Here is a 19,488-nt window from a genome sequence, read left to right on the forward strand (position 1 = left end):
AAGCCACGGGATCTGTCCCATGGCTTTTGATGGATCACGACTTCACGAATCTGCTATCCTATAATCCCCTGCCCTTATATGACAAGAATAATTCCACCGTCATTGGCATACATGGAGCTGACACCCCGTGTTGGAACAATCTTTATTTCCCGGAAAGCAGATTTCTTCAAAGCTGCTTCCTTGACCTTCTCGGCAGTCTCCGGTGCATTGCAATGAGAAATAGCCAGGCATTTTGTCTCGGGATGGGAGGTGACCTTTAACATCTCATCGATCATCTTGTCAATCGCCCGAATCATGCCACGGCCCTGGCCCAACTGCTGAATCGAGCCCTGGGGTGTTGATCCCATAACAGGCTTGATATTCAATGCATTGGCAAGCATTGCCTTGACTCCGGACAGGCGGCCTGCCTTCTGCAAGGTCTCCAGGGTCTCCAGAATAAAGAAGGTATGCTCTTCTTCGATGTATGCATCTGTTTCCTTCACGACCTCTTCAAAAGAGGCGCCGCTCTCTTCCAGTTCTGCGATCCTTTTTCCGATCAGGGTCTGGCCGATGGATGCGGATTTGGAATCGAACACATGGATCTTCGTGGTCTGATCCTCGTCTTCATCTTCCATATCCTCGAGATAGATATCTCTGGCCAGGCAGGCACTGTTGTAAGAACCGCTCAATTTCGAAGACAGGGTGATGATATAGATACGATCCGCACCTTTAAACTCCCGGATAAAAGCATCCGGGGAAGGGCAGGCGGATTTCGGACTGGTCGGACTCTCCTTGACTTTCTTCAGAAAGGCTTTCTGATCAAAGCTTTCATCATCCGGGATTTCTTCGTTTCCCACCTCAAGAGTAAGCGGAATGCTGGCGAAGTGATCCGGGTCTTTCACCATTTCAGGAAACAGTTCCCCACAGCTGTCGATCAAAATTCTATACATTCAGGCTCCTTTCAGGTTTATGAACCAGAAGTCTTCTTTCGCTTAACAAAACAGAATAGATAAGTTTAGTATAACACATTTGGATCCGAATAAAAAAAGACGACACTCAAAACTTTTGAATGTCGTCTTTCGGGTTTCAAATATAGACCAAAATTTTATTTCAGGACAGTTACATTAACAGCCTGGGGACCCTTGGATCCCTCGGAAATCTCATATTCTACTTCCTGTCCCTCTTCCAGAGTCTTGAATCCATCGCTGTTGATACCGGAGAAGTGTACGAATACATCCTTTCCGCCTTCGCCATTGATAAAACCGTAACCCTTCTGGTTACTGAACCACTTTACTGTGCCTTTCATTTCATATACCTCCACTAATACTTCAAGGTCCAAATACCCTGATAGTTCTTAGCCTATCACACAGACACATTAAAGTAAAGAAGTCACGCCATAATTGTGTAATATATTTTTTTATCTTCCAGCCAGCCGGCTAACCAGGCATCCCAAAGTTTCTCTGCGCTCTTATCCAAAGTGAAGGCTTTCATGGAACAACCGCCGGACAGGGTACACTTGCCCTCCGCAAAACGGACATTTAAGAAGAAACCGCCAACCTGATCCGGATCGGTGTCCGAACCGGCAAGCACCTTCTTCTTCAGGCTGTTTGGCGCTTCAAAAATGATCTTGATCTGCTTTGGTGTATATTTCCCCCGGATCCCTTCGAAAATCAAAGGACGAAGCTCCCGATAGGGGCTGAATTCTCCTTCTGCCTTGAATCGTTCCAGTTCCTCGTTACTGTAGAAATCCTCCGGCAGGCGGCCGTCCAAGGACAAGGCAGCCCGGCCGCGAATCTCAGCCTCCACTAAAAGGAAGGAGTCAAAGGTTTCCTTCCGAAGCAGACCGGCCATCAGGCCTTTGACATCGTCTATGGTAAATACTTGCATAGGGTCTGCTTCCGCCTAGTTCTTCTCGTCCATCTCATCCAGGATCTTGGTGATGATTCCGGTTCCCTCCGTAAAAGTACGGCCAACCCTGCTGATGGTCGCAGTACTTGCATTGGTTGCTTCCTGGATCTCCAGATAAGTCTTCCCATCCTCCAGCATCTTTGCCACATTAAAGCGCTGTTCCATCGCAAGGAGCTCGGAATCCGAACAGATATCTCTGAAAAATTTAAAGCATTCGTCCTCATCCTTTAATAAAAGGACGGCACGGTAGAGATCCTGAGAATGTGGTTTTTTCTCTCTTCTCGACATTTTCTTCCCTTTCCATCACATTTTGACCGGCTGCTGCCCGTTCTCTCTTCTTATGTTTATTATGCTTCCTATGCTTCCTTTGCATCCTTAGTGGAAACATTCGAAGCTTTCGACGGCAAGCGTTCTTCGGTCCTCATTTCAATCAGAGGCGCCCCCTTGCCTTCGATATAATCTGCTGTGATCGTCACGGTGCCGATGTCATCGTCTTTCGGGACCTCAAACATGATGTCCAGCATAAATTCTTCGATGATGGCACGAAGGCCCCTGGCCCCGAGCTTCCGATCCATGGCCTTTTTGGCAATGGCATGCAATGCGTCCTCGGTAAAGACCAGATTGACCTCATCCAATGACAGAAGCTTCTGATACTGCTTGATAATGGCATTCTTCGGTTCCGATAAAATGCGGACCAGCATATCCTCCGTCAGATCCTCAAAAGGACAGAGAATCGGCAGACGTCCCAGGAATTCCGGGATCATGCCGAATTTCCGGAGGTCCTCAGTTGTCACCTTCTGCAAAAGATGCGGATCATTATCATATTTATCTTTCAGATCAGAGACAAAACCCATAGAGGAGGAATGGTTCAGCCGTTCCTTGATGATATCGGTGAGACCGGGAAAAGCTCCGCCGCAGATAAAGAGAATATTTCTGGTGTTCACCAGTGTCATGGGAACCATTGCATTTTTAGAGCTTGCACCCACCGGAACCTCCACGGTCGAACCTTCCAGAAGTTTCAGCATTCCCTGCTGAACCGCCTCTCCACTCACATCTCTCATATTGGTATTTTTCTTCTTTGCGATCTTATCGATCTCATCGATGAAGACAATACCCTTCTCGGCCTTCTCCACATCATTATCCGCAGCTGCCAGCAGTTTGGAGATGACACTTTCGATGTCATCGCCGATATAGCCGGCTTCGGTAAGACTGGTTGCATCTGCAATCGCCAGGGGCACATCCAATAGTTTTGCAAGTGTTCGGACAACATAGGTCTTTCCGGAACCGGTCGGTCCCATCATAAGGATGTTCGACTTCTCGATCTCGATTTCATCCATGGTATTGGTTGCCACTCTCTTGTAATGATTGTAGACAGCTACCGAGATCACCTTCTTGGCATAGTCCTGGCCAACCACATAGTCATCCAGCTTTGCCTTGATCTCATGAGGATGGGGAATGTTCTCGATACTGAAAACCGGCTTGATATGGGGCTCTTTGTCCTTCTTTTCCTGTCTCTTCTTTACTCTCTGGGCATCCCCGAAAATATCTCCGAGATTCAGCATCCCGATATTCGGAAAGCCGGAGAAATCCAGATTATTCAAATTATGGCTGTCATCCTGATCCAGTTTTGCATTGCTGCCTCCGCCGAAGCCGAAATTCGCCATAGAGTCAAAGGTCTTCTGCATACAGTCCTGGCAGATGCAGATATTATTGGGCAGATGGATCATCTTCCCTGCCACGCTCTCCGGACGTCTGCAGATATAACAAATGTCCTCATAGCTATTCTTGTTGGAGTCGTCTTTTTTCGAATCCTCTTGATTGGACGGATTCTGATTCGTATTCATGTCTTCTGCCATGCGAACCTCTTTCTGAACTTTAACGCGTCTAATTGCTAAATATTATAAGCTATTGGAAGGAAAATAACAATCGAGAAGCAGATCGTAAAAGCGGCTGCGGTCTTCGGTCGTCGAGTTGAAGATCTCATGCTTAGCATTCGGGAAGCGCTCGATTCGAACATGGGGATTCTCTTTTTGAAAACGGTCCTGTCCGCTGATATCCACCATTGTGTCCTTCCCTGCCTGTAAAATAAGAACCGGCACCCGGATCTTGTCTGCATTCTTATGAAAGACCTTAACGCCTTTCATCGATGCGATCGCCCAGCCGTAAGTTGCCGAAGATGTCTGATCGCAAGTATTTTGAAGACGCTGGTCAAACATATATTGATAGCGGGCGGGCGACAGCTGGGAAGAATGTTCGAAGTCCGCTTCCGGCGTAAAATCGTGACCACCCGGCGCATATTCTTTGGTTTTCCTCCGGATCCTGGCCAGAATTCCCATAAATACCGCCGCTGCTTTCGGGATCCCGCCATAATTAATTTCCAGCATGGGCGAAGACAGAATGGCTCGTTCAAAATCTTTTGGATATTGCTCGAGATAGAGGCCGCCGACCAGACCGCCCATGGAATGGGCAAAAAGAAGCAGGCGATCGGAATGCATCTCTTTTTTTACTACCTGGTCCACAAATGTCTTCTGATCCCGAACATATTCCATGAAGTCTCTGACATGGACCTTGCAGCAATTCTCGCATTCTCTGTCAGAATGGCCATGTCCCCTCTGCTCCAGGAAAAAGATGCTGCATCCTTCCCGGAAGAGATAATAAGCCAGCTCATGATATTTACCGAAAAATTCGCAAAAGCCGTGGAAAATCACAACCGCTGCTCTTTCTTTCGGATGGAGCAGCTCATAATAGTGGAGGTTTATATTTTCCTCACCGGTCAGGTCACCTTCTTTCAGGTTCGACTGTATGACAGGAAGGGCAATATTCCTCATCGAATCATAGAAATCATTTTCTCCAAAATAGGTTCTCTCACTCATCTTTTTCTCCCCATGAGCTATGAAAGCTTCCCGCCGGATCCGTCAGCTGACTTTAAAACCGTCAAGTGCCAAAGCAAAAAAATCAGCCGGATCAGTTTGCATGCGTTATAACCTGTCTTGCCATATCCGGATCATTCGTGATGACGGCATCGACACCGGCCTTGACGCACATACCGACGTATTCCTCTTTGTTGACTGTCCAGACATTCACTTCGAGCCCCTTCTTCTTACAGTCTTCCATGAAACCGGGGAACTGGATATTGTAGAGGGCAGGATGCAGGGCATTAACACCATGTGCCTTGCCATAGGACGGCATATCAATCGTTCCGTCTGCATAGAGGAAACCGACTTTCGCGTCCGGCTTTAAGCTATGGATCTTTTCGATCGTATGATGATTGAAAGAAGAATACAGGACCCGATCTTCCATGCCGCATTCCTCCGTCAGTTTCAGGATTTTTTCTTCCAAGCCCGGATAAAATACGATGCCGGTTTTAAGCTCAATATTGATGGTCAGCCCTGTCGGCTTCAAAAGCTCGAAAACTTCCCGCATCGTCGGAATCTGAATGCTTTCATAGGAATCAAATAATTTGGCCTTCTTTACAACTTCGCCGCCCTGCATCAGGTTCTGATAAGAAGCATCCAGTTTCCGAAGCTCCTCCAAAGTAAAATCTTTGACCCAGCCGCTTCCGTCCGTTGTCCGGTCGACCGTTTCGTCATGGATCACGACGATTTCCCCGTCTTTTGTCAACTGTACATCCAGCTCTACGCCGTCTGCTTTTTTGTTTACCGCTTCTTCAAAAGATGCCAGTGTATTTTCCGGAGCATAGCTGCTGGCTCCACGATGTGCCCAAACTTTAATATTCGACATAATTTTCCTCCTGTTCAAACTCACAGTCTGTCTCATTATAACACCTGCGATTCCATCCATTGTGAATATTCTATGGAAATTTTTGTGGTGAAGGTACTTTTGACACTGTCATCACTCGCTTATTATGGTAACATATAAAGTTGCCTGAGGTTGCTTGAACTTGCAGGAACAGTTACTTGGAAATCAAGCAGGCAAGTCTGAAATTGAATTGGAATTTTGAGGGAGAATTCTATGTATTATATCCAGTTAAACGGACAGATCATTGCTTATGAGAAAAGCGGTTTCGGCCCCCGTCCGCTCCTTCTTTTGCATGGAAATGGTGAGGATCATCATATTTTTGATGAACTTGTGCGGGTGATCGATCAGCAGAAATTTACGATCTATGCCATCGACAGCAGAGGCCATGGCGCATCCGCAGAGGCAAAGGATCTTCATTATCTTAATTTTGCCTTGGATGTCTCCCGCTTCATCACTTCTCTGGAGCTTGAAGATGTATTTATTGTCGGTTTCAGTGACGGAGCAATTATTGCTTTGATCCTTGCCAGCCTCCATCCGGATATGCTTTCCGGCATGATCATCTGCGGTGCCAACCGAAACCCCGACGGCCTGACTCCAAAAGCCATTCGAATGATACGATCCGCTTATCGAAAAGACAAAAATCCGCTGACCGCCATGATGTTAAGTGAGCCCAATATTCTGGATCGTGACCTGAAACGAATTTCTGTCCCGGTTCTGGTACTGGCAGGAGAACATGACATGATAAAAAAAGAAGAGACTGAGGCCATCACCCGGGCTCTTCCCAACAGCCGGATGGAAATTCTTCCCGGTGAAAGTCATGACAGCTATGTCGTTCATTCCGAAAAGCTTCTTCCCTTCATCAATCGCTTTTATAAGGAGCATTTGACAGCTTATCAACTGAGACACCGGCCGTCTGATGCGGATCCAAAAATTTGATCTGCTATGGATCTTAATGCAAATAAAAACCGATCGTGAAATCAGCTTTTCACGATCGGTTTTTTTCAATGAAATCTATATTACGAAACCTATATTGCAAAAACTATATTATGAAAACTATATTACGATATTGGATTCCGTTTTCGCCCTGGTATCATGGTCTTACTTTGCAGCAATCACATCTGCCATGTCGTACATTCCGGCAGGCTTTCCAGCCAGAAATTTAGCAGCTTCTACCGCACCCTTGGCAAAAACACCCTTGCTGTAAGCGGTATGACGAATGGTGATGACTTCATCCATTCCTGCAAAAATCACATCATGCTCACCCACAATATTACCGCCCCGGATCGATGAAATACCGATCTCCTTAGGATCTCTCTTGGCTCTCCGGTCATGACGGTCATAGATATAAGTATAATCGCCGCCGGAAGCCTCGTTTACCGCATCTGCCAAAGCAAGGGCAGTTCCGCTCGGAGCATCCAGCTTCTGATTATGATGCTTTTCCAGGATCTCTACATCAAATCCGGCAGGCACAAAGACCTGGGAAGCCTTCTTTAAGAGGTCAAGGATCGCATTGATCCCGAGAGACATATTCGCAGAACGAAGAACTGCCGTTTTCTTAGCAGCTTCCTCAACCTTTTTCAACTGCTCATCGGAAAGACCGGTGGTGCAGAGAACGACCGGCATGGTCTTCTTTTCACAAAAAGATAAAAGATCGTCGACTGCAGCTGCATTGGAGAAATCGATGACTGCATCTGCAGCCAGATCACACTCAAAAAGGCTGGAAAAGACCGGATAACTGTTCTCTAGGCCCAGGTACTTATCCACGCCGGCGACAACTTCCATATCCGGATCATTTGCAATAATATCGGTAAGGACACGGCCCATATGACCGTTGCATCCATGAAGAATTACTTTTGTCATATCATCTTTTCCCTTTCCAAAGAATTACAGCAGTCCATACTCCTGCATGGCCTTCTCCAGACCACGGGCCTTTTCCTCTGACATTTCGAACATAGGGGCCCTGAGAGGTCCGACATCCATTCCCATGAGATTCATGGCCTTCTTAACAGGAATCGGGTTCACTTCCGAGAAGAGAGCGTCAACCAGAGGAATCAGACGAAGCTGCATCTGTCTGGCCTTTTCTGTATCTCCATCCAGATAAGCCATAATCATATCATGCTCATCTTTCGGAGCGATGTTAGAAACAACGGAAATACAGCCGATACCTCCCATGGAAAGGATCGGTACGACAAGACCGTCTTCTCCGGAATAGAGATCCAATTTGCCATCACAGAGATTCATCATATGTGCCGTCTGAGAGAGGTCTCCGACCGCATCCTTGATGGCAACGACATTTTCATTTCGATCGATGATGGCCTTGACCGTCTCCGGCTGGATATTGGTGCCGGTCCGGCTGGGTACATTGTACATAATGATCGGAAGCTTGGTTTCTCTGGCGATCATGCTGTAATGCTCTATGAGGCCCTGCTGGGTTGCCTTGTTATAATAAGGAGTAACGACTAATGCGCCATCACAGCCGACGCTTTCCGCTTCCTTTGTGAGTTCAATCGCGGTCTTGGTACAGTTGGAGCCGGTTCCTGCCACAACAGGGATCCGATGCTTTGTAAATTCAACGGCTGAAGCGATGACTTTCTTATGCTCTTCCATGGTCAAAGTAGCGCCCTCACCGGTCGTTCCGGCTATGACAATGCAATCTGTGCCGCCCTTGATCTGGTCATCGATAATCTCTTCGAGCTTATCGTAATTTACTTCCATCTCACTTGTATTCTTCATCGGTGTAACAATAGCGACACCGGCACCTTTAAAAATCGCCATAATGGTCTCCTCTCATAAAGACTTTATTCCATAAAAGTCTACACTTCAGCCGCCGGACTGTCAATGTGTTGATGAGACAAACTGTCTGCAAATTTTATGCAAATTTTTCCTGTTCCATCCGCCAGGGCACAAATACCGTCAAAAACTTCCTATTGAAAATCCGATTTCCTGTGATAGAATAAATTAGTTGTTTTATGATTACAGAGTCAAAAGTCTGCCGTAAGGCATGTAAGAAAGTGTGTATCGAATGATAAAGACGAGAGACGACATTCGTAATGTAGCAATTATCGCCCATGTCGATCATGGTAAAACCACTCTGGTCGATGAGCTTCTGAAGCAGAGCGGCGTCTTCCGTGACAATCAGACAGTGGAAGACCGGGTCATGGACTCCAACGCCATCGAGCGTGAAAGAGGAATCACCATCCTGTCCAAGAATACCGCTGTTGAATATAAGGGCGTGAAGATCAATATTGTCGACACCCCGGGCCATGCGGATTTTGGTGGTGAAGTTGAGCGTGTCCTTAAGATGGTAGACGGCGTTATTCTTGTCGTAGATGCTTTCGAAGGTGTTATGCCTCAGACCAAGTTCGTATTGATGAAGGCCCTGTCTCTGGATCTTCCGGTAATCGTCTGCGTCAACAAGCTGGACCGTCCGGATGCACGTCCCGAAGAGGTGGAGGATGAAGTTCTTGAGCTCTTCATGGATCTGGATGCCAGTGATGAACAGCTGGATGCGCCCTTCGTTTTCGCATCTGCTCGTGAAGGTTACGCCATCAAGAATCTCAACGATGAAAGAGTAGACATGAAGCCTCTCTTCGATACCATTCTGGACTATATTCCTGCGCCGAAGGGAGATCCGGATGCCAATACTCAGGTTCTGATCTCTACCATCGACTATAATGAATTCGTCGGCAGGATCGGCATCGGAAAGGTTTCTAACGGTGCCTTAAAGGTCAATATGGATGCAGTCGTTGTCAACCATCACGATCCCGATAAATCCGAGAAGGTTCGTATCACCAAGCTTTTTGAATTCGATGGCTTAAAGAGAATTCCGGTCGAGGAGGCCAAGATCGGTTCCATCGTTGCGATTTCCGGAATCGGCGACCTTAAGATCGGGGATACGATTTGCGGTACCAATGGGGATCCGGTCTCCATTCCTTTCCAGAAGATCTCCGAGCCGACCATCTCCATGAATTTCGTGGTCAACGACTCTCCTTTCGCCGGTCAGGAAGGTAAGTTCGTTACCTCCCGTCATCTGAGAGACCGTCTCTATAAGGAGTTGAACACCGATGTGTCCCTTCGTGTCGAAGACACGGAATCTCCCGATACTTTCAAGGTCAGCGGACGTGGAGAACTTCATCTGTCCGTATTGATCGAGACCATGCGACGTGAAGGTTATGAATTTGCTGTTTCAAAACCCGAAGTCATCTTCCATACCGATGAGAATGGAAAGAAGACCGAACCCATCGAGATCGCCTATATCGATGTCCCGGATGAGTATTCCGGAGCCGTCATCTCCGCTCTCTCCCAGAGAAAGGGAGAACTTCGGAACATGGGTGCCATCAATGCCGGTTTCACCCGTCTGGAGTTCCGGATTCCTTCCCGTGGACTGATCGGTTTCCGTGGCGACTTCATGACCATGACGAAGGGTACCGGCGTTATCAATACCATGTTCGACTGCTATGAGCCTTACAAGGGAGATATCGCATTCCGTGAAAACGGTTCCCTCATTGCATTTGAGACCGGTGTCTCCGTTACCTATGGTCTCTTCGCTGCACAGGACCGTGGAACCCTCTTCATCGGACCCGGCGAAAAGGTTTATTCCGGCATGATCATCGGCGAGTCCAGCCGTCCTCAGGACATCGAGATCAATGTCTGCAAGAAGAAGCATCTGACCAATACCCGTACTTCTTCCTCGGATGAAGCCCTGACTCTGACACCGCCGACCATCCTCTCACTCGAGCAGGCAATGGATTATATCGATGTCGACGAGCTTCTGGAGGTCACCCCTGAGAGCCTTCGGATTCGAAAGAAGATCCTGGATCCCCGGGAACGTAAGAGAGCAGGTTTCCGTAAGGAAGGTTAATTCGGTTGATGCATTTCCAGTCCCGGCTGATAAAGCATTCCGGATCCGTTTCTTCTGACCGATAGATCCAATAAAATAAAAACACCCGGCCTGATATGTATCCTCCTAACTGGTTTGTCCAGTAAAGAGGGTACATATCAATGGCCGGGTGTTTTTTATCTTTCCTTCTACCGTATCAAAATTTCCTTTGATACTTCTGTCATTTTTCTACTTTTGATTCTTCTCTTCAAATTGGATATCGAGATCCACCGGGCCGTCGATGCCATCCACCGTTCCCGTGGCCGAATACTGCCAGCAGTAATATTTATAAGGACTCTGTGGCAAAGGTTCATAATCTGCATACCAGACAGGGATGTCATTCAAAGCGATCTTCTCCATATCGATCTTATTGGCCTGCCACTCCATATTTAAATAAAGGGCCGGCTGATAGCCCGCCTTCCGGATCGCTTCCGCGAAAGCAATGGCATTCTTTGTGAACTGCTTACCGGAAACCGAATCGGTCCGCGCCTTACCGCCGCCAATCTTCTCCGGATCGAAAACGATCGGCAGATCTAATTTTGTCTTACCCAGATTTTTCAGAAGGAATGCCGCCTCTTCCTCTGCTTCCTTAACGGATACAGCCTGTGAGAAGAAATATAGACCAACGTCTAGGCCTGCCGCTTTCGCTTCTTTTAAGTTCTTCTGAAACATTTTATCGACGACAAGCTTTCCATCCTTGCCATAGCCCCGGTAACCCATACGAATATAGACAAAGGAGACTCCGGATTTCTTCACTTTCTTCCAGTTGATATCACCCTGATGATAAGAGACATCAATTCCAAGACGCCCCTTCACCTGATCATCGCTATAAGCCAGCTTTCCCTGATCCAGATAGCCGATATGTGTCCCCTGACTGCCTTTGGTCTTCGGAAACTTTGCAGCATCCGTTTCATCCAGAGCTTTCCCGGACAGATCAGCTTCGTAGATCTTACCATACAAATCATACAGGGACTTCCCCTCTAAGCGAAAGGACTTGACATCGATCGTATTCCTGAATGCCTTGCGATCCAGATTAAAAGTATAGCTTTTTCCATTGGCATCAATGAAGTGATAGATTTTTTCGCTCCCAACCTCTTCGCTCTTCACTTCCGTGTTTGTTTTCTTCTGAAAAATCAGATTGCCGGCAATCAGAAGAATCAGAGCAAGAAATATGACAAGGATCAGGATCAGCTTTTGTTTTTTTGTCATGACTCCGGATGGTTTCAAATTCATGCGGTCCTTTCTCTTTCAAGGAATAAAAAATCCGGGTTCAAAAGCTGAACCCGAAATAAAAATTTGCCTTACATCTCTGTAATCAGTTCCTGACTCCGGCTTGCATTCAATTTCTTGCAGGCTTCCACGAAAGTCTCCGTCGGAACATTGTGAAGCTGCTGTTTCTGTCCGCGAATGGTAACAGAAACGGTATCCGACTCCACTTCCTTATCACCGATTACAATTGTATAAGGATCCTTATACTTACGGAAGTACTTGATCTTCTCATTCATGTTCTTATCCGCATAGTCTGCCTCGACACGAATGCCGGCATCCTCCAGTCTCTCCTGCAAAGCCTTGGCAAAGGCATTGTGCTCCGGCTTGATCGGTACCAGAGCAACCTGATAAGGAGACATCCAGAAAGGAAAAGCTCCCTTGTAGTTTTCGATCAGGATACCCATGAATCGCTCAATGGAACCGAAGATCGCACGATGCAGAACGACCGGCTGCTCCAGCTTTCCTTCCTTATCCTGATAGGTTAATCCGAAATTGTGCGGCAGCTGGAAGTCAAGCTGTACCGTACCGCACTGCCATTCACGTCCCAGGGCATCCTTGATCTGGAGATCAATCTTCGGGCCATAGAAAGCACCGTCGCCCTCATTAATCTCATATCCGCCCTTGCCGTAACGCTTGTCCAGGATCCTTTTCAGAGAATCTTCTGCATGGTTCCAGACCTCGATATCACCCATGTAATCATCCGGACGGGTGGAAAGTTCTGCCCGGTAAGTAATACCGAAGGTAGAGTAGATCTCATCTGCAACCGCAAGAATATTATCGATCTCCTCTTCGATCTGGGATTCCATAACGAAGGTATGACAATCATCCTGACGGAATTCCTGTACACGGAAGAGTCCGTTCAGCTGACCGGATTTCTCTTTTCTGTGAATGACATCCAGCTCATTGTAGCGGATCGGAAGTTCCTTGTAAGAATGAATGGTCCGCTTATAAGTCAGCATGGCATTCGGGCAGTTCATCGGCTTTGCAGCCATGGTATCCAGATCATCAATGCTTCCATTGGATCCTGGAATGATGAACATATTATTGACATAATGTGCCCAGTGGCCGGAAATCAGCCAGAGCTTCCGGTTATTGATGACAGGAGCAGAGATCTCCTGATAACCGTTTCTGTCATGAACTTCTCTCCAATACTTGATCAGAGCCCGATAAGCCTTCCATCCTCTCGGCAGCCAGTAAGGCATGCCGGGAGCCGTCTCATTGAACATAAAGAGATCCATCTGAGGACCGATCTTCTTATGGTCGCGTTCCATGGCTTCCCGGACCAGATTCAGATGAGCTTTCAGTTCATCCTTAGACGGGTATGCATAGACATAGATTCTCTGCATCATGTCATTGTGCTCATCCCCTCTCCAGTAAGCGCCGGAGCAGGACTTGATCTTAAAAGCGGTTCCCAGAAGATCCTTTGAATTCTCGACATGAGGTCCCCGGCAGAGATCTACATAGTCATCACCGGTATAATAAAGAGTGATAACAGCGTCCTCCGGAAGATCCTTAATGATCTCGGTCTTATATTTCTGATCCTTGAAGATTGAGAGGGCCTCTTCTCTGGAGACCTCTTTCCTGGTCCAGTCTTCCTTTCTTTTCAGGATCTCACGCATTTTATTTTCGATGATCTCGAAATCATCGGAAGAGATATTATGATCCAGGGTGAAATCATAATAGAAACCATCCTCGATCTGAGGTCCGATGGCATACTGCACATCTTTTCCATAGAGTTCAATCACAGCCTTAGCCAGGATATGTGCCAATGAGTGTCTGTAAAGTCCGAGAAATTCTTCTCTTTCCATAATAAAATTCCTTTCGTCTCACACCTACCGGGTGTAATCATTTTGATCTACAATTTCAAATTTAAGTCCTTCTTCAGTGCTTGGGGATCAGAACCTTGGTCCCACCCATGTAAGGCTGCAGCACCTCAGGAATCTTCACGGAACCATCTGCCTGGAGATTGTTCTCAAGGAAAGCAATCAGCATACGAGGAGGGGCAACTACCGTGTTATTCAGGGTATTGGCGAAATACTTGTTGCCGTCCTTCCCCTTGACACGAATCTTCAGACGGCGGGCCTGGGCATCGCCGAGATTAGAGCAGGAACCGACTTCGAAGTACTTCTTCTGACGAGGAGACCATGCTTCGACATCACAGGATTTGACCTTCAGATCCGCAAGGTCACCCGAGCAGCACTCCAGAGTACGTACCGGGATATCCATGTTGCGGAAAAGCTCAACCGTATAAGACCAGAGCTTGTTATACCAATCCCAGGCTTCTTCCGGCTTGCAGACAACGATCATCTCCTGCTTCTCAAACTGATGGATCCGGTAAACGCCACGCTCTTCAATGCCGTGAGCTCCCTTTTCCTTACGGAAGCAAGGGCTGTAAGAAGTCAGTGTATAGGGAAGTTTTTCCTCCTCATTTATCGTATCGATGAATTTACCGATCATGGAATGCTCACTGGTACCGATCAGATAGAGATCTTCGCCTTCGATCTTATACATCATGGCATCCATTTCGTCAAAGGACATCACACCGTTTACTACATTCCCATGGATCATATAGGGAGGAATGACATAAGTGAATCCCTTATTGATCATGAAGTCTCTTGCATATGCAAGAACTGCAGAATGGAGACGGGCAATATCGCCCATGAGATAATAGAAACCGTTTCCTGCAACCTTACCGGCTGCATCGAGGTCGATCCCGTCGAATCTCTCCATAATATCGGTATGATAGGGGATCTCATAGTCCGGAACGACCGGATCGCCGAACCTCTGAATCTCCTGGTTATAAGAATCATCCGGTCCAATCGGAACAGAAGGATCAATAATGTTCGGGATCCGCATCATGCGTTCCTGTACACCGGCTTTTGCTTCCTCTGTTTCCTTGGTCAGAGCATCCAGCTTAGCAGCAAAATCAGAGACCTGCTTCTTTACCTCTTCGGCCTCTTCCCGCTTGCCTTCCTTCATCAGCTGTCCGATCTGCTTGGACAGGGCATTTTTCTTGTTACGGAGCTCATCCGCTTCCACCTGTGCTGCTCTTGCCTTCTTGTCGAGCTCGATGACTTCATCGACTAGTGGGAGCTTCTGATCCTGGAACTTTTTTTTGATGTTTTCCTTTACAGCTTCCGGATTTTCTCGTAAGAACTTGATATCAATCATGTCTTCCTCCTGAATCTTGCCTTCATGCGTTCCCTGCGACCGGCCGGGTGCTATGGAGGCGGTTTTCAATATCCTAACCATTATACTTTGCCGAAAGCAGTGATTCAAGCATGTACATATCAAAAAGCAAAATACAGCTGCATCAATAACTTTCACCAGATTCCTTCCGTATCTCCTCCGCTTCTGCGATTACTTCCGCCTCGTGCTCTGAAAGCAGATGATAAACCGTATTTTCAGGATCCCTTTCGCCCGACAAAAGCTCTTTTTCATACGCACATAAAACGCTTTCCTTCAAATAGCTGGAAATCATACGACATCCAAAAGACGAATTTGCCTGTGTCAATAACACTTGCCGAAAAGCACGAGACAAAGAGATCTTTCGCATATAACTGCTGGAAAGCGCATGTACTTCCTTTGCAATGATCGCCTTGACGCTCTCTTCGGAAAGCCGGTCATAATTTACAATCAGAGGGAACCGCCCCAAAAGCTCGTGCGATGCACCGAAAGTAATCATATTTTCCCGTGTGACATAGGTAAAATGCTTCTCCTCTTCGGATTGTTCCTGCACGTTAAAGCCAACAGTTGCCGTTTTTTCTTCACGCTCTTTTCGAAAGGCATCGAAGGAACCCAGTCCAACGAAAAGGACTTTATCCGTAAAGATCGTTCCACGCTGTACCGTCACCCCCGATCCTTCCAACATGGTCAGAAGATCTTCCTGAACATCAGCGTTTACGTTCTTTCCGAATCCGTCAAAGTTCGGTTTCATCTTTTTGTCGATTTCGTCCAAAAAGAAGATCGCAGCGGGGTGCATCGTTCGCGCGAGCTTGGAGAGATTAAAAAGCGTACCAAGCATTTCGCCTTTATTTGCCCCGCGGAAGCCGGTCGGGCTTAACTGTGTCATGTCGAACATCAAAACCGGCAGATTCGGGATCTCCTTTTGAAAGTAATCCCGCAATGCCCGATAGGTTTCGGTCTTTCCTGAGCCGGACGGTGCCGCAAGCAGCATGTGATCGGTAGATGGAACATCAACGAGCAGGCTAGTGATATAATGATAGACATTTGACAGAACATGGATCAGGTTGTCCTGCCCGATCACACGCTGTTCAATCGCGCTGTAAAACGCCGGAAAGGGCACACGGTGTAAAAAGCTTTCGATCTGATCGAGGAGCGCTTCACTAAAATCTTCCTCAAAATCATCGGTTTCTACTGCTTCATTATTCATATCATTTCTCCTTTTTGTGCATTTCTCTTTCTCATCGGAAACATACGTTTTTGTCGTAGTAAACGGCGTGGCATGTCGGATTGCCGCCTTCACGCCTTGCGTCTGCTCCAAATCTCCTGCTTTTGTTAATGAAAAAATCTCGTTCGTTTTTGTTGTTTTCGCCATAGAAAATACCTCCTATTCTCTTCATTTGTTCTATGTGTAAAAAAAAAGAAAAATGACAGGTTTTTACGAATTTATTTTTGTTTTTTTCTAATAAGAAGAAACTCTATAAAAATCACTCTCCTTTCATCAAAAATGCCAAGATATTTCGTTCCGTTTGCGGAAGTACCATGCCAAACAAATCCGCCATGTCGTCAAAACTCGCATCTTTTTCCCCATCAAATACACGGGATACAATCTCTTCCGCAGAAAGCCGCTCTTCTTTTTGTAGCAGCTCCTCTGCGCGTTCAATCCATTTCGTTTTCATTCCACGTAAAAAGCCTCCTTCTTAAAAAACCTCCTTCTCCGCGCCTTTTTTATATTTTGGATATAGGAGCAAAACGCTTTTTTGTCCTACAAAAAGGCAAAAAGAAAAGAGACAAGTTTTGACACTTTTCTCTCCTCTTTTTTGTGCATTTTGACGAAAGATTAACCGAACAGCCAGCCGAAAATGCCGCCGCCCTTCTTCTATCCAACCATTGCAAGAATCATGTTGTGGAATGCAGCTACTTCATCTGTCATTGATTTCCCCCTAGCGTTTCGATCAGTTCCGCTAAAAAAGATTATGATAGAAAGGAGGTCGGGCGCCCTCTTCGGTCTTTCATACCTAAGAACGCCCGGTTAACGGTGAGCTTGTTCCTTATCTTTGTGAAAGAAAGGAAAAAGAGCGCGTTAACCATACAAAATGGAAAGAATCATACACAGGAAATGCCGAATTACAGACTCTTTCACAAGACTATAAATGCTCCCGGTCGGTTTCGAACCGACAAAGATAGTCACGTCCATCTGCCATGGGGTTCCTTTTTTATGGTCTGCATGAGCGAAACAGATCACATCGAAGAACTCCTTCCATTCCATATTGGAAAAAGAGGGAAAGAACGGAATGTTTCGGGAACAAAAAACCTTTCCCCGCGCTTTAAATTTTTTTACATGTGGGATATAGGAGCAAAGCGCCCGTTTGTCCGAAGATATTCAACTTATTTTTGTATTTATTTTTGTACAAAATGTTCATGCCCCAAAAAAGGTTCATGCCAAATGTGTTTTCTTTTCCTTAACATAGCAACTCACTTTGCATCAGCTGACAAAAAAAAGACAGAAAAAAAGAAGCCATACGTTTTGCCGTACAGTTTCTTTTTTATGTCCGTTCTTCGATCAATCACTTATAGCTGGATCGATCGATTGTGGTATGCAGCTTGTTCAGGCCTGAGATATCGTAACAGAGATAGGGATTTGAAAATTACGATAGTGAGACCTGGAAAATAGGCTTGTTTAGGCCTGAAATATCGTAATAGAGACAGACAATCTAAAATCCGATAGTGAGATGAGGCTTTCACTATCGGATTCTTTTAAGTTACGTGATATAAAGATAATTCACTAGGCTTGACCGAAGTCTACTATCGGATTTTTGAAGATTGAGTAATATTACGATAAATGCCCAAGGTTGGCCTGAACATACTATCGATATTTTAGTAAGCCCTCAAGCCTGGGTACTAAATCAAAGAAAACCCTGTAAGCGAGCTTGTGAAGCAGCTTACAGGGTTTCCTATCTTACCAATCTTACCCGTCTCTTTATTTCTTCTCCGATTCCTTCGGAGCAATAGGGACCCGGCCGTAAACTTTCGTTGCGGTATAGATCTTTTCGGCAAGGTCTTCTGTCAGGACTCCTGCCTTCATCCGCCAACGCCAGTTTCCGCCAAGCGTCGAAGGAGTATTGATCCTTGCGCTGTTATCCAGGCCCAGATGGTCCTGAATCGGAACGACAGCAGTGTCTGCAGGAGAAGATAATACGGCGCGTACCATTTTTCTGCAAAGTTCCTTGTCATCGGCAGATTTCGGAGCGTCCAGAAATTCTCTCACGTAGTCTATGGTTTCCTGATCCTGACCTTGCAGCCAGCCGACAACTGTTTCATTGTCATGAGTGCCGGTATAAGCCACACAATTTCTCGGATAGTTAAAAGGCAGATAGTCATTTGCAGATCCGGTATCACGAACATCAAAGGCGAATTCCAACACCTTCATATTCGGGAAGCCGCTGTCACTGACAAGCTTTCGAACCGTATCCGTAATGAAGCCCAGATCCTCGGCAATGATGCCAACATTCTTTTCTTTCAGGACCGGCTTCAGGGCTTGAAAGAGATCCATTCCCGGTCCGTTGACCCACTCTCCGATGACTGCATTCTTGGCATTTCCCGGGATCGAGTAATACTGGTCAAAACCGCGGAAGTGGTCGATCCGAATGACATCATAGAGAAGAGCACTCTTTTCGATCCGCATTTTCCACCAGGCATATCCTGTTTTCTTATGATAATCCCAGCGATAAACGGGATTTCCCCAAAGCTGACCTTCCGGAGCAAATCCATCCGGCGGACAGCCCGCTACATGAACCGGCCGATATTCCTGATCCAGTTCGAAAAGTTCCGGATGCGACCAAACATCTGCAGAATCCGCAGAAACGTAGATCGGAATATCACCGATGATCCGGATGCCTTTGTCATTGGCATAACCCTTCAGTGCATCCCATTCTCTGTAGAATTCATACTGGGTCCAGATATAAAAATCAATGTCATCCCGGCATTTTTCCCGATAGGATCTCATGGCATCCGGCTTCCGTAAGCGGATATCATCATCCCACTCGGAAAGTGCGACCCCACCGAAGGTGTTCTTGACTGCCATATAGAGAGCATAATCTTCTACCCAGTCCTGATTGTCCTTTCGATAGGAAGAAACTGCCTCTTTCGTCTCCTGATCGATCCTGTCAAAAGCCTTTCTTAAAAGCGGAAAGCGATTTTGATATAACTTTCCATAGTCGATATCTTCGGGGTCTTTACCCAAATCAGCAGCTTCAAGCTCCCCGTCTGTCAGTAGTCCCTGTCGTTTCAGTTCATCCAGATCGATGAAATACGGATTTCCGGCATAGGTAGAGAAAGACTGATAAGGTGAATCTCCATAACTAGTCGGTCCCAACGGCAGGATCTGCCAGTAGGTCTGACCGGCTTTCGCCAGGAAGTCTACAAATTTGTAGGCTTCCTTTGAGAAAGATCCGATTCCATAGTTCCCCGGAAGACTGAAAACAGGACATAAAATTCCACTTTTTCTCATA

At 46.5% G+C, this 19,488-nt stretch carries 17 protein-coding genes; 2 read left to right on the forward strand and 15 right to left on the reverse strand.

What is annotated here, in order from left to right; genetic code table 11:
- Positions 1 to 74 precede the first annotated feature (74 nt).
- From ACKX2L_RS00930 to ACKX2L_RS00960, 7 genes are all read right to left on the reverse strand, one after another.
- The gene (locus tag ACKX2L_RS00930) at positions 75 to 929 is read right to left on the reverse strand and encodes a DegV family protein (RefSeq protein ID WP_497552460.1); all 855 of its coding nucleotides are present in this window, start codon (positions 927 to 929) and stop codon (positions 75 to 77) included.
- 155 nt (positions 930 to 1,084) lie between these two features.
- The gene (locus ACKX2L_RS00935) at positions 1,085 to 1,285 is read right to left on the reverse strand and encodes a cold-shock protein (protein ID WP_497550750.1); all 201 of its coding nucleotides are present in this window, start codon (positions 1,283 to 1,285) and stop codon (positions 1,085 to 1,087) included.
- An 83-nt stretch (positions 1,286 to 1,368) separates the two neighbouring features.
- Complete coding sequence (locus ACKX2L_RS00940) at positions 1,369 to 1,866, reverse strand: DUF5721 family protein (RefSeq protein WP_497552461.1); 498 nt, start codon at positions 1,864 to 1,866, stop codon at positions 1,369 to 1,371.
- A gap of 15 nt (positions 1,867 to 1,881) precedes the next feature.
- Positions 1,882 to 2,175 (reverse strand): YerC/YecD family TrpR-related protein, encoded by a 294-nt coding sequence (locus tag ACKX2L_RS00945; RefSeq protein WP_497550752.1) that lies wholly within the window; start codon positions 2,173 to 2,175, stop codon positions 1,882 to 1,884.
- 68 nt (positions 2,176 to 2,243) lie between these two features.
- Positions 2,244 to 3,743 (reverse strand): ATP-dependent Clp protease ATP-binding subunit ClpX, encoded by a 1,500-nt coding sequence (gene clpX, locus ACKX2L_RS00950; protein WP_497552462.1) that lies wholly within the window; start codon positions 3,741 to 3,743, stop codon positions 2,244 to 2,246.
- Positions 3,744 to 3,785: 42 nt separating this feature from the next.
- Positions 3,786 to 4,760, reverse strand: coding sequence for an alpha/beta fold hydrolase (locus ACKX2L_RS00955; protein WP_497552463.1), 975 nt, complete (start codon positions 4,758 to 4,760; stop codon positions 3,786 to 3,788).
- 91 nt (positions 4,761 to 4,851) lie between these two features.
- Positions 4,852 to 5,628 (reverse strand): glycerophosphodiester phosphodiesterase, encoded by a 777-nt coding sequence (locus ACKX2L_RS00960; protein ID WP_497552464.1) that lies wholly within the window; start codon positions 5,626 to 5,628, stop codon positions 4,852 to 4,854.
- A 231-nt stretch (positions 5,629 to 5,859) separates the two neighbouring features.
- Between ACKX2L_RS00960 and ACKX2L_RS00965 the strand changes: the two genes are divergently transcribed.
- Positions 5,860 to 6,582: an alpha/beta fold hydrolase gene (locus ACKX2L_RS00965; protein WP_497552465.1), complete on the forward strand. Its 723-nt coding sequence runs from the start codon at positions 5,860 to 5,862 to the stop codon at positions 6,580 to 6,582.
- A gap of 162 nt (positions 6,583 to 6,744) precedes the next feature.
- Here the strand turns inward: ACKX2L_RS00965 and dapB are convergent, their stop codons facing one another.
- On the reverse strand, positions 6,745 to 7,506 hold the full coding sequence (dapB, locus tag ACKX2L_RS00970) for a 4-hydroxy-tetrahydrodipicolinate reductase (protein ID WP_497552466.1): 762 nt from the start codon (positions 7,504 to 7,506) through the stop codon (positions 6,745 to 6,747).
- A gap of 24 nt (positions 7,507 to 7,530) precedes the next feature.
- Complete coding sequence (gene dapA / locus ACKX2L_RS00975) at positions 7,531 to 8,421, reverse strand: 4-hydroxy-tetrahydrodipicolinate synthase (protein WP_497552467.1); 891 nt, start codon at positions 8,419 to 8,421, stop codon at positions 7,531 to 7,533.
- Positions 8,422 to 8,668: 247 nt separating this feature from the next.
- Here dapA and typA point away from each other — a divergent pair, with 247 nt between their 5' ends.
- A complete protein-coding gene (gene typA, locus ACKX2L_RS00980; RefSeq protein ID WP_497552468.1) occupies positions 8,669 to 10,507 on the forward strand; it encodes a translational GTPase TypA in 1,839 nt (612 codons plus the stop codon).
- Between the two features lie 207 nt (positions 10,508 to 10,714).
- On the opposite strand, the gene ACKX2L_RS00985 is transcribed toward typA, so the two are convergent.
- From ACKX2L_RS00985 to malQ, 6 genes are all read right to left on the reverse strand, one after another.
- Positions 10,715 to 11,758 (reverse strand): glycoside hydrolase family 25 protein, encoded by a 1,044-nt coding sequence (locus ACKX2L_RS00985; protein ID WP_497552469.1) that lies wholly within the window; start codon positions 11,756 to 11,758, stop codon positions 10,715 to 10,717.
- A 68-nt stretch (positions 11,759 to 11,826) separates the two neighbouring features.
- Positions 11,827 to 13,602 (reverse strand): threonine--tRNA ligase, encoded by a 1,776-nt coding sequence (gene thrS / locus ACKX2L_RS00990; protein ID WP_497552470.1) that lies wholly within the window; start codon positions 13,600 to 13,602, stop codon positions 11,827 to 11,829.
- Between the two features lie 73 nt (positions 13,603 to 13,675).
- The gene (gene serS / locus ACKX2L_RS00995) at positions 13,676 to 14,965 is read right to left on the reverse strand and encodes a serine--tRNA ligase (protein WP_497552472.1); all 1,290 of its coding nucleotides are present in this window, start codon (positions 14,963 to 14,965) and stop codon (positions 13,676 to 13,678) included.
- A gap of 142 nt (positions 14,966 to 15,107) precedes the next feature.
- Complete coding sequence (locus tag ACKX2L_RS01000) at positions 15,108 to 16,352, reverse strand: AAA family ATPase (RefSeq protein ID WP_497552473.1); 1,245 nt, start codon at positions 16,350 to 16,352, stop codon at positions 15,108 to 15,110.
- 112 nt (positions 16,353 to 16,464) lie between these two features.
- Positions 16,465 to 16,656 (reverse strand): hypothetical protein, encoded by a 192-nt coding sequence (locus tag ACKX2L_RS01005; RefSeq protein WP_497552474.1) that lies wholly within the window; start codon positions 16,654 to 16,656, stop codon positions 16,465 to 16,467.
- Positions 16,657 to 17,957: 1,301 nt separating this feature from the next.
- A complete protein-coding gene (gene malQ, locus ACKX2L_RS01010) occupies positions 17,958 to 19,487 on the reverse strand; it encodes a 4-alpha-glucanotransferase (protein ID WP_497552475.1) in 1,530 nt (509 codons plus the stop codon).
- Position 19,488 lies beyond the last annotated feature (1 nt).

Origin of the sequence: Porcibacter vitabionis, assembly GCF_046263795.1 — a bacterium.
Lineage (GTDB): Bacteria > Bacillota > Clostridia > Lachnospirales > Lachnospiraceae > Lachnocurva.

Coding starts and splice junctions, on each gene's coding strand:
- ACKX2L_RS00930 (WP_497552460.1), bottom strand. CDS start 929: ATGTATAGAATTTTGATCGACAGCTGTGGGGAACTGTTTCCTGAAATG.
- ACKX2L_RS00935 (WP_497550750.1), bottom strand. CDS start 1,285: ATGAAAGGCACAGTAAAGTGGTTCAGTAACCAGAAGGGTTACGGTTTT.
- ACKX2L_RS00940 (WP_497552461.1), bottom strand. CDS start 1,866: ATGCAAGTATTTACCATAGACGATGTCAAAGGCCTGATGGCCGGTCTG.
- ACKX2L_RS00945 (WP_497550752.1), bottom strand. CDS start 2,175: ATGTCGAGAAGAGAGAAAAAACCACATTCTCAGGATCTCTACCGTGCC.
- clpX (WP_497552462.1), bottom strand. CDS start 3,743: ATGGCAGAAGACATGAATACGAATCAGAATCCGTCCAATCAAGAGGAT.
- ACKX2L_RS00955 (WP_497552463.1), bottom strand. CDS start 4,760: ATGAGTGAGAGAACCTATTTTGGAGAAAATGATTTCTATGATTCGATG.
- ACKX2L_RS00960 (WP_497552464.1), bottom strand. CDS start 5,628: ATGTCGAATATTAAAGTTTGGGCACATCGTGGAGCCAGCAGCTATGCT.
- ACKX2L_RS00965 (WP_497552465.1), top strand. CDS start 5,860: ATGTATTATATCCAGTTAAACGGACAGATCATTGCTTATGAGAAAAGC.
- dapB (WP_497552466.1), bottom strand. CDS start 7,506: ATGACAAAAGTAATTCTTCATGGATGCAACGGTCATATGGGCCGTGTC.
- dapA (WP_497552467.1), bottom strand. CDS start 8,421: ATGGCGATTTTTAAAGGTGCCGGTGTCGCTATTGTTACACCGATGAAG.
- typA (WP_497552468.1), top strand. CDS start 8,669: ATGATAAAGACGAGAGACGACATTCGTAATGTAGCAATTATCGCCCAT.
- ACKX2L_RS00985 (WP_497552469.1), bottom strand. CDS start 11,758: ATGAATTTGAAACCATCCGGAGTCATGACAAAAAAACAAAAGCTGATC.
- thrS (WP_497552470.1), bottom strand. CDS start 13,602: ATGGAAAGAGAAGAATTTCTCGGACTTTACAGACACTCATTGGCACAT.
- serS (WP_497552472.1), bottom strand. CDS start 14,965: ATGATTGATATCAAGTTCTTACGAGAAAATCCGGAAGCTGTAAAGGAA.
- ACKX2L_RS01000 (WP_497552473.1), bottom strand. CDS start 16,352: ATGGCGAAAACAACAAAAACGAACGAGATTTTTTCATTAACAAAAGCA.
- ACKX2L_RS01005 (WP_497552474.1), bottom strand. CDS start 16,656: ATGAAAACGAAATGGATTGAACGCGCAGAGGAGCTGCTACAAAAAGAA.
- malQ (WP_497552475.1), bottom strand. CDS start 19,487: ATGAGAAAAAGTGGAATTTTATGTCCTGTTTTCAGTCTTCCGGGGAAC.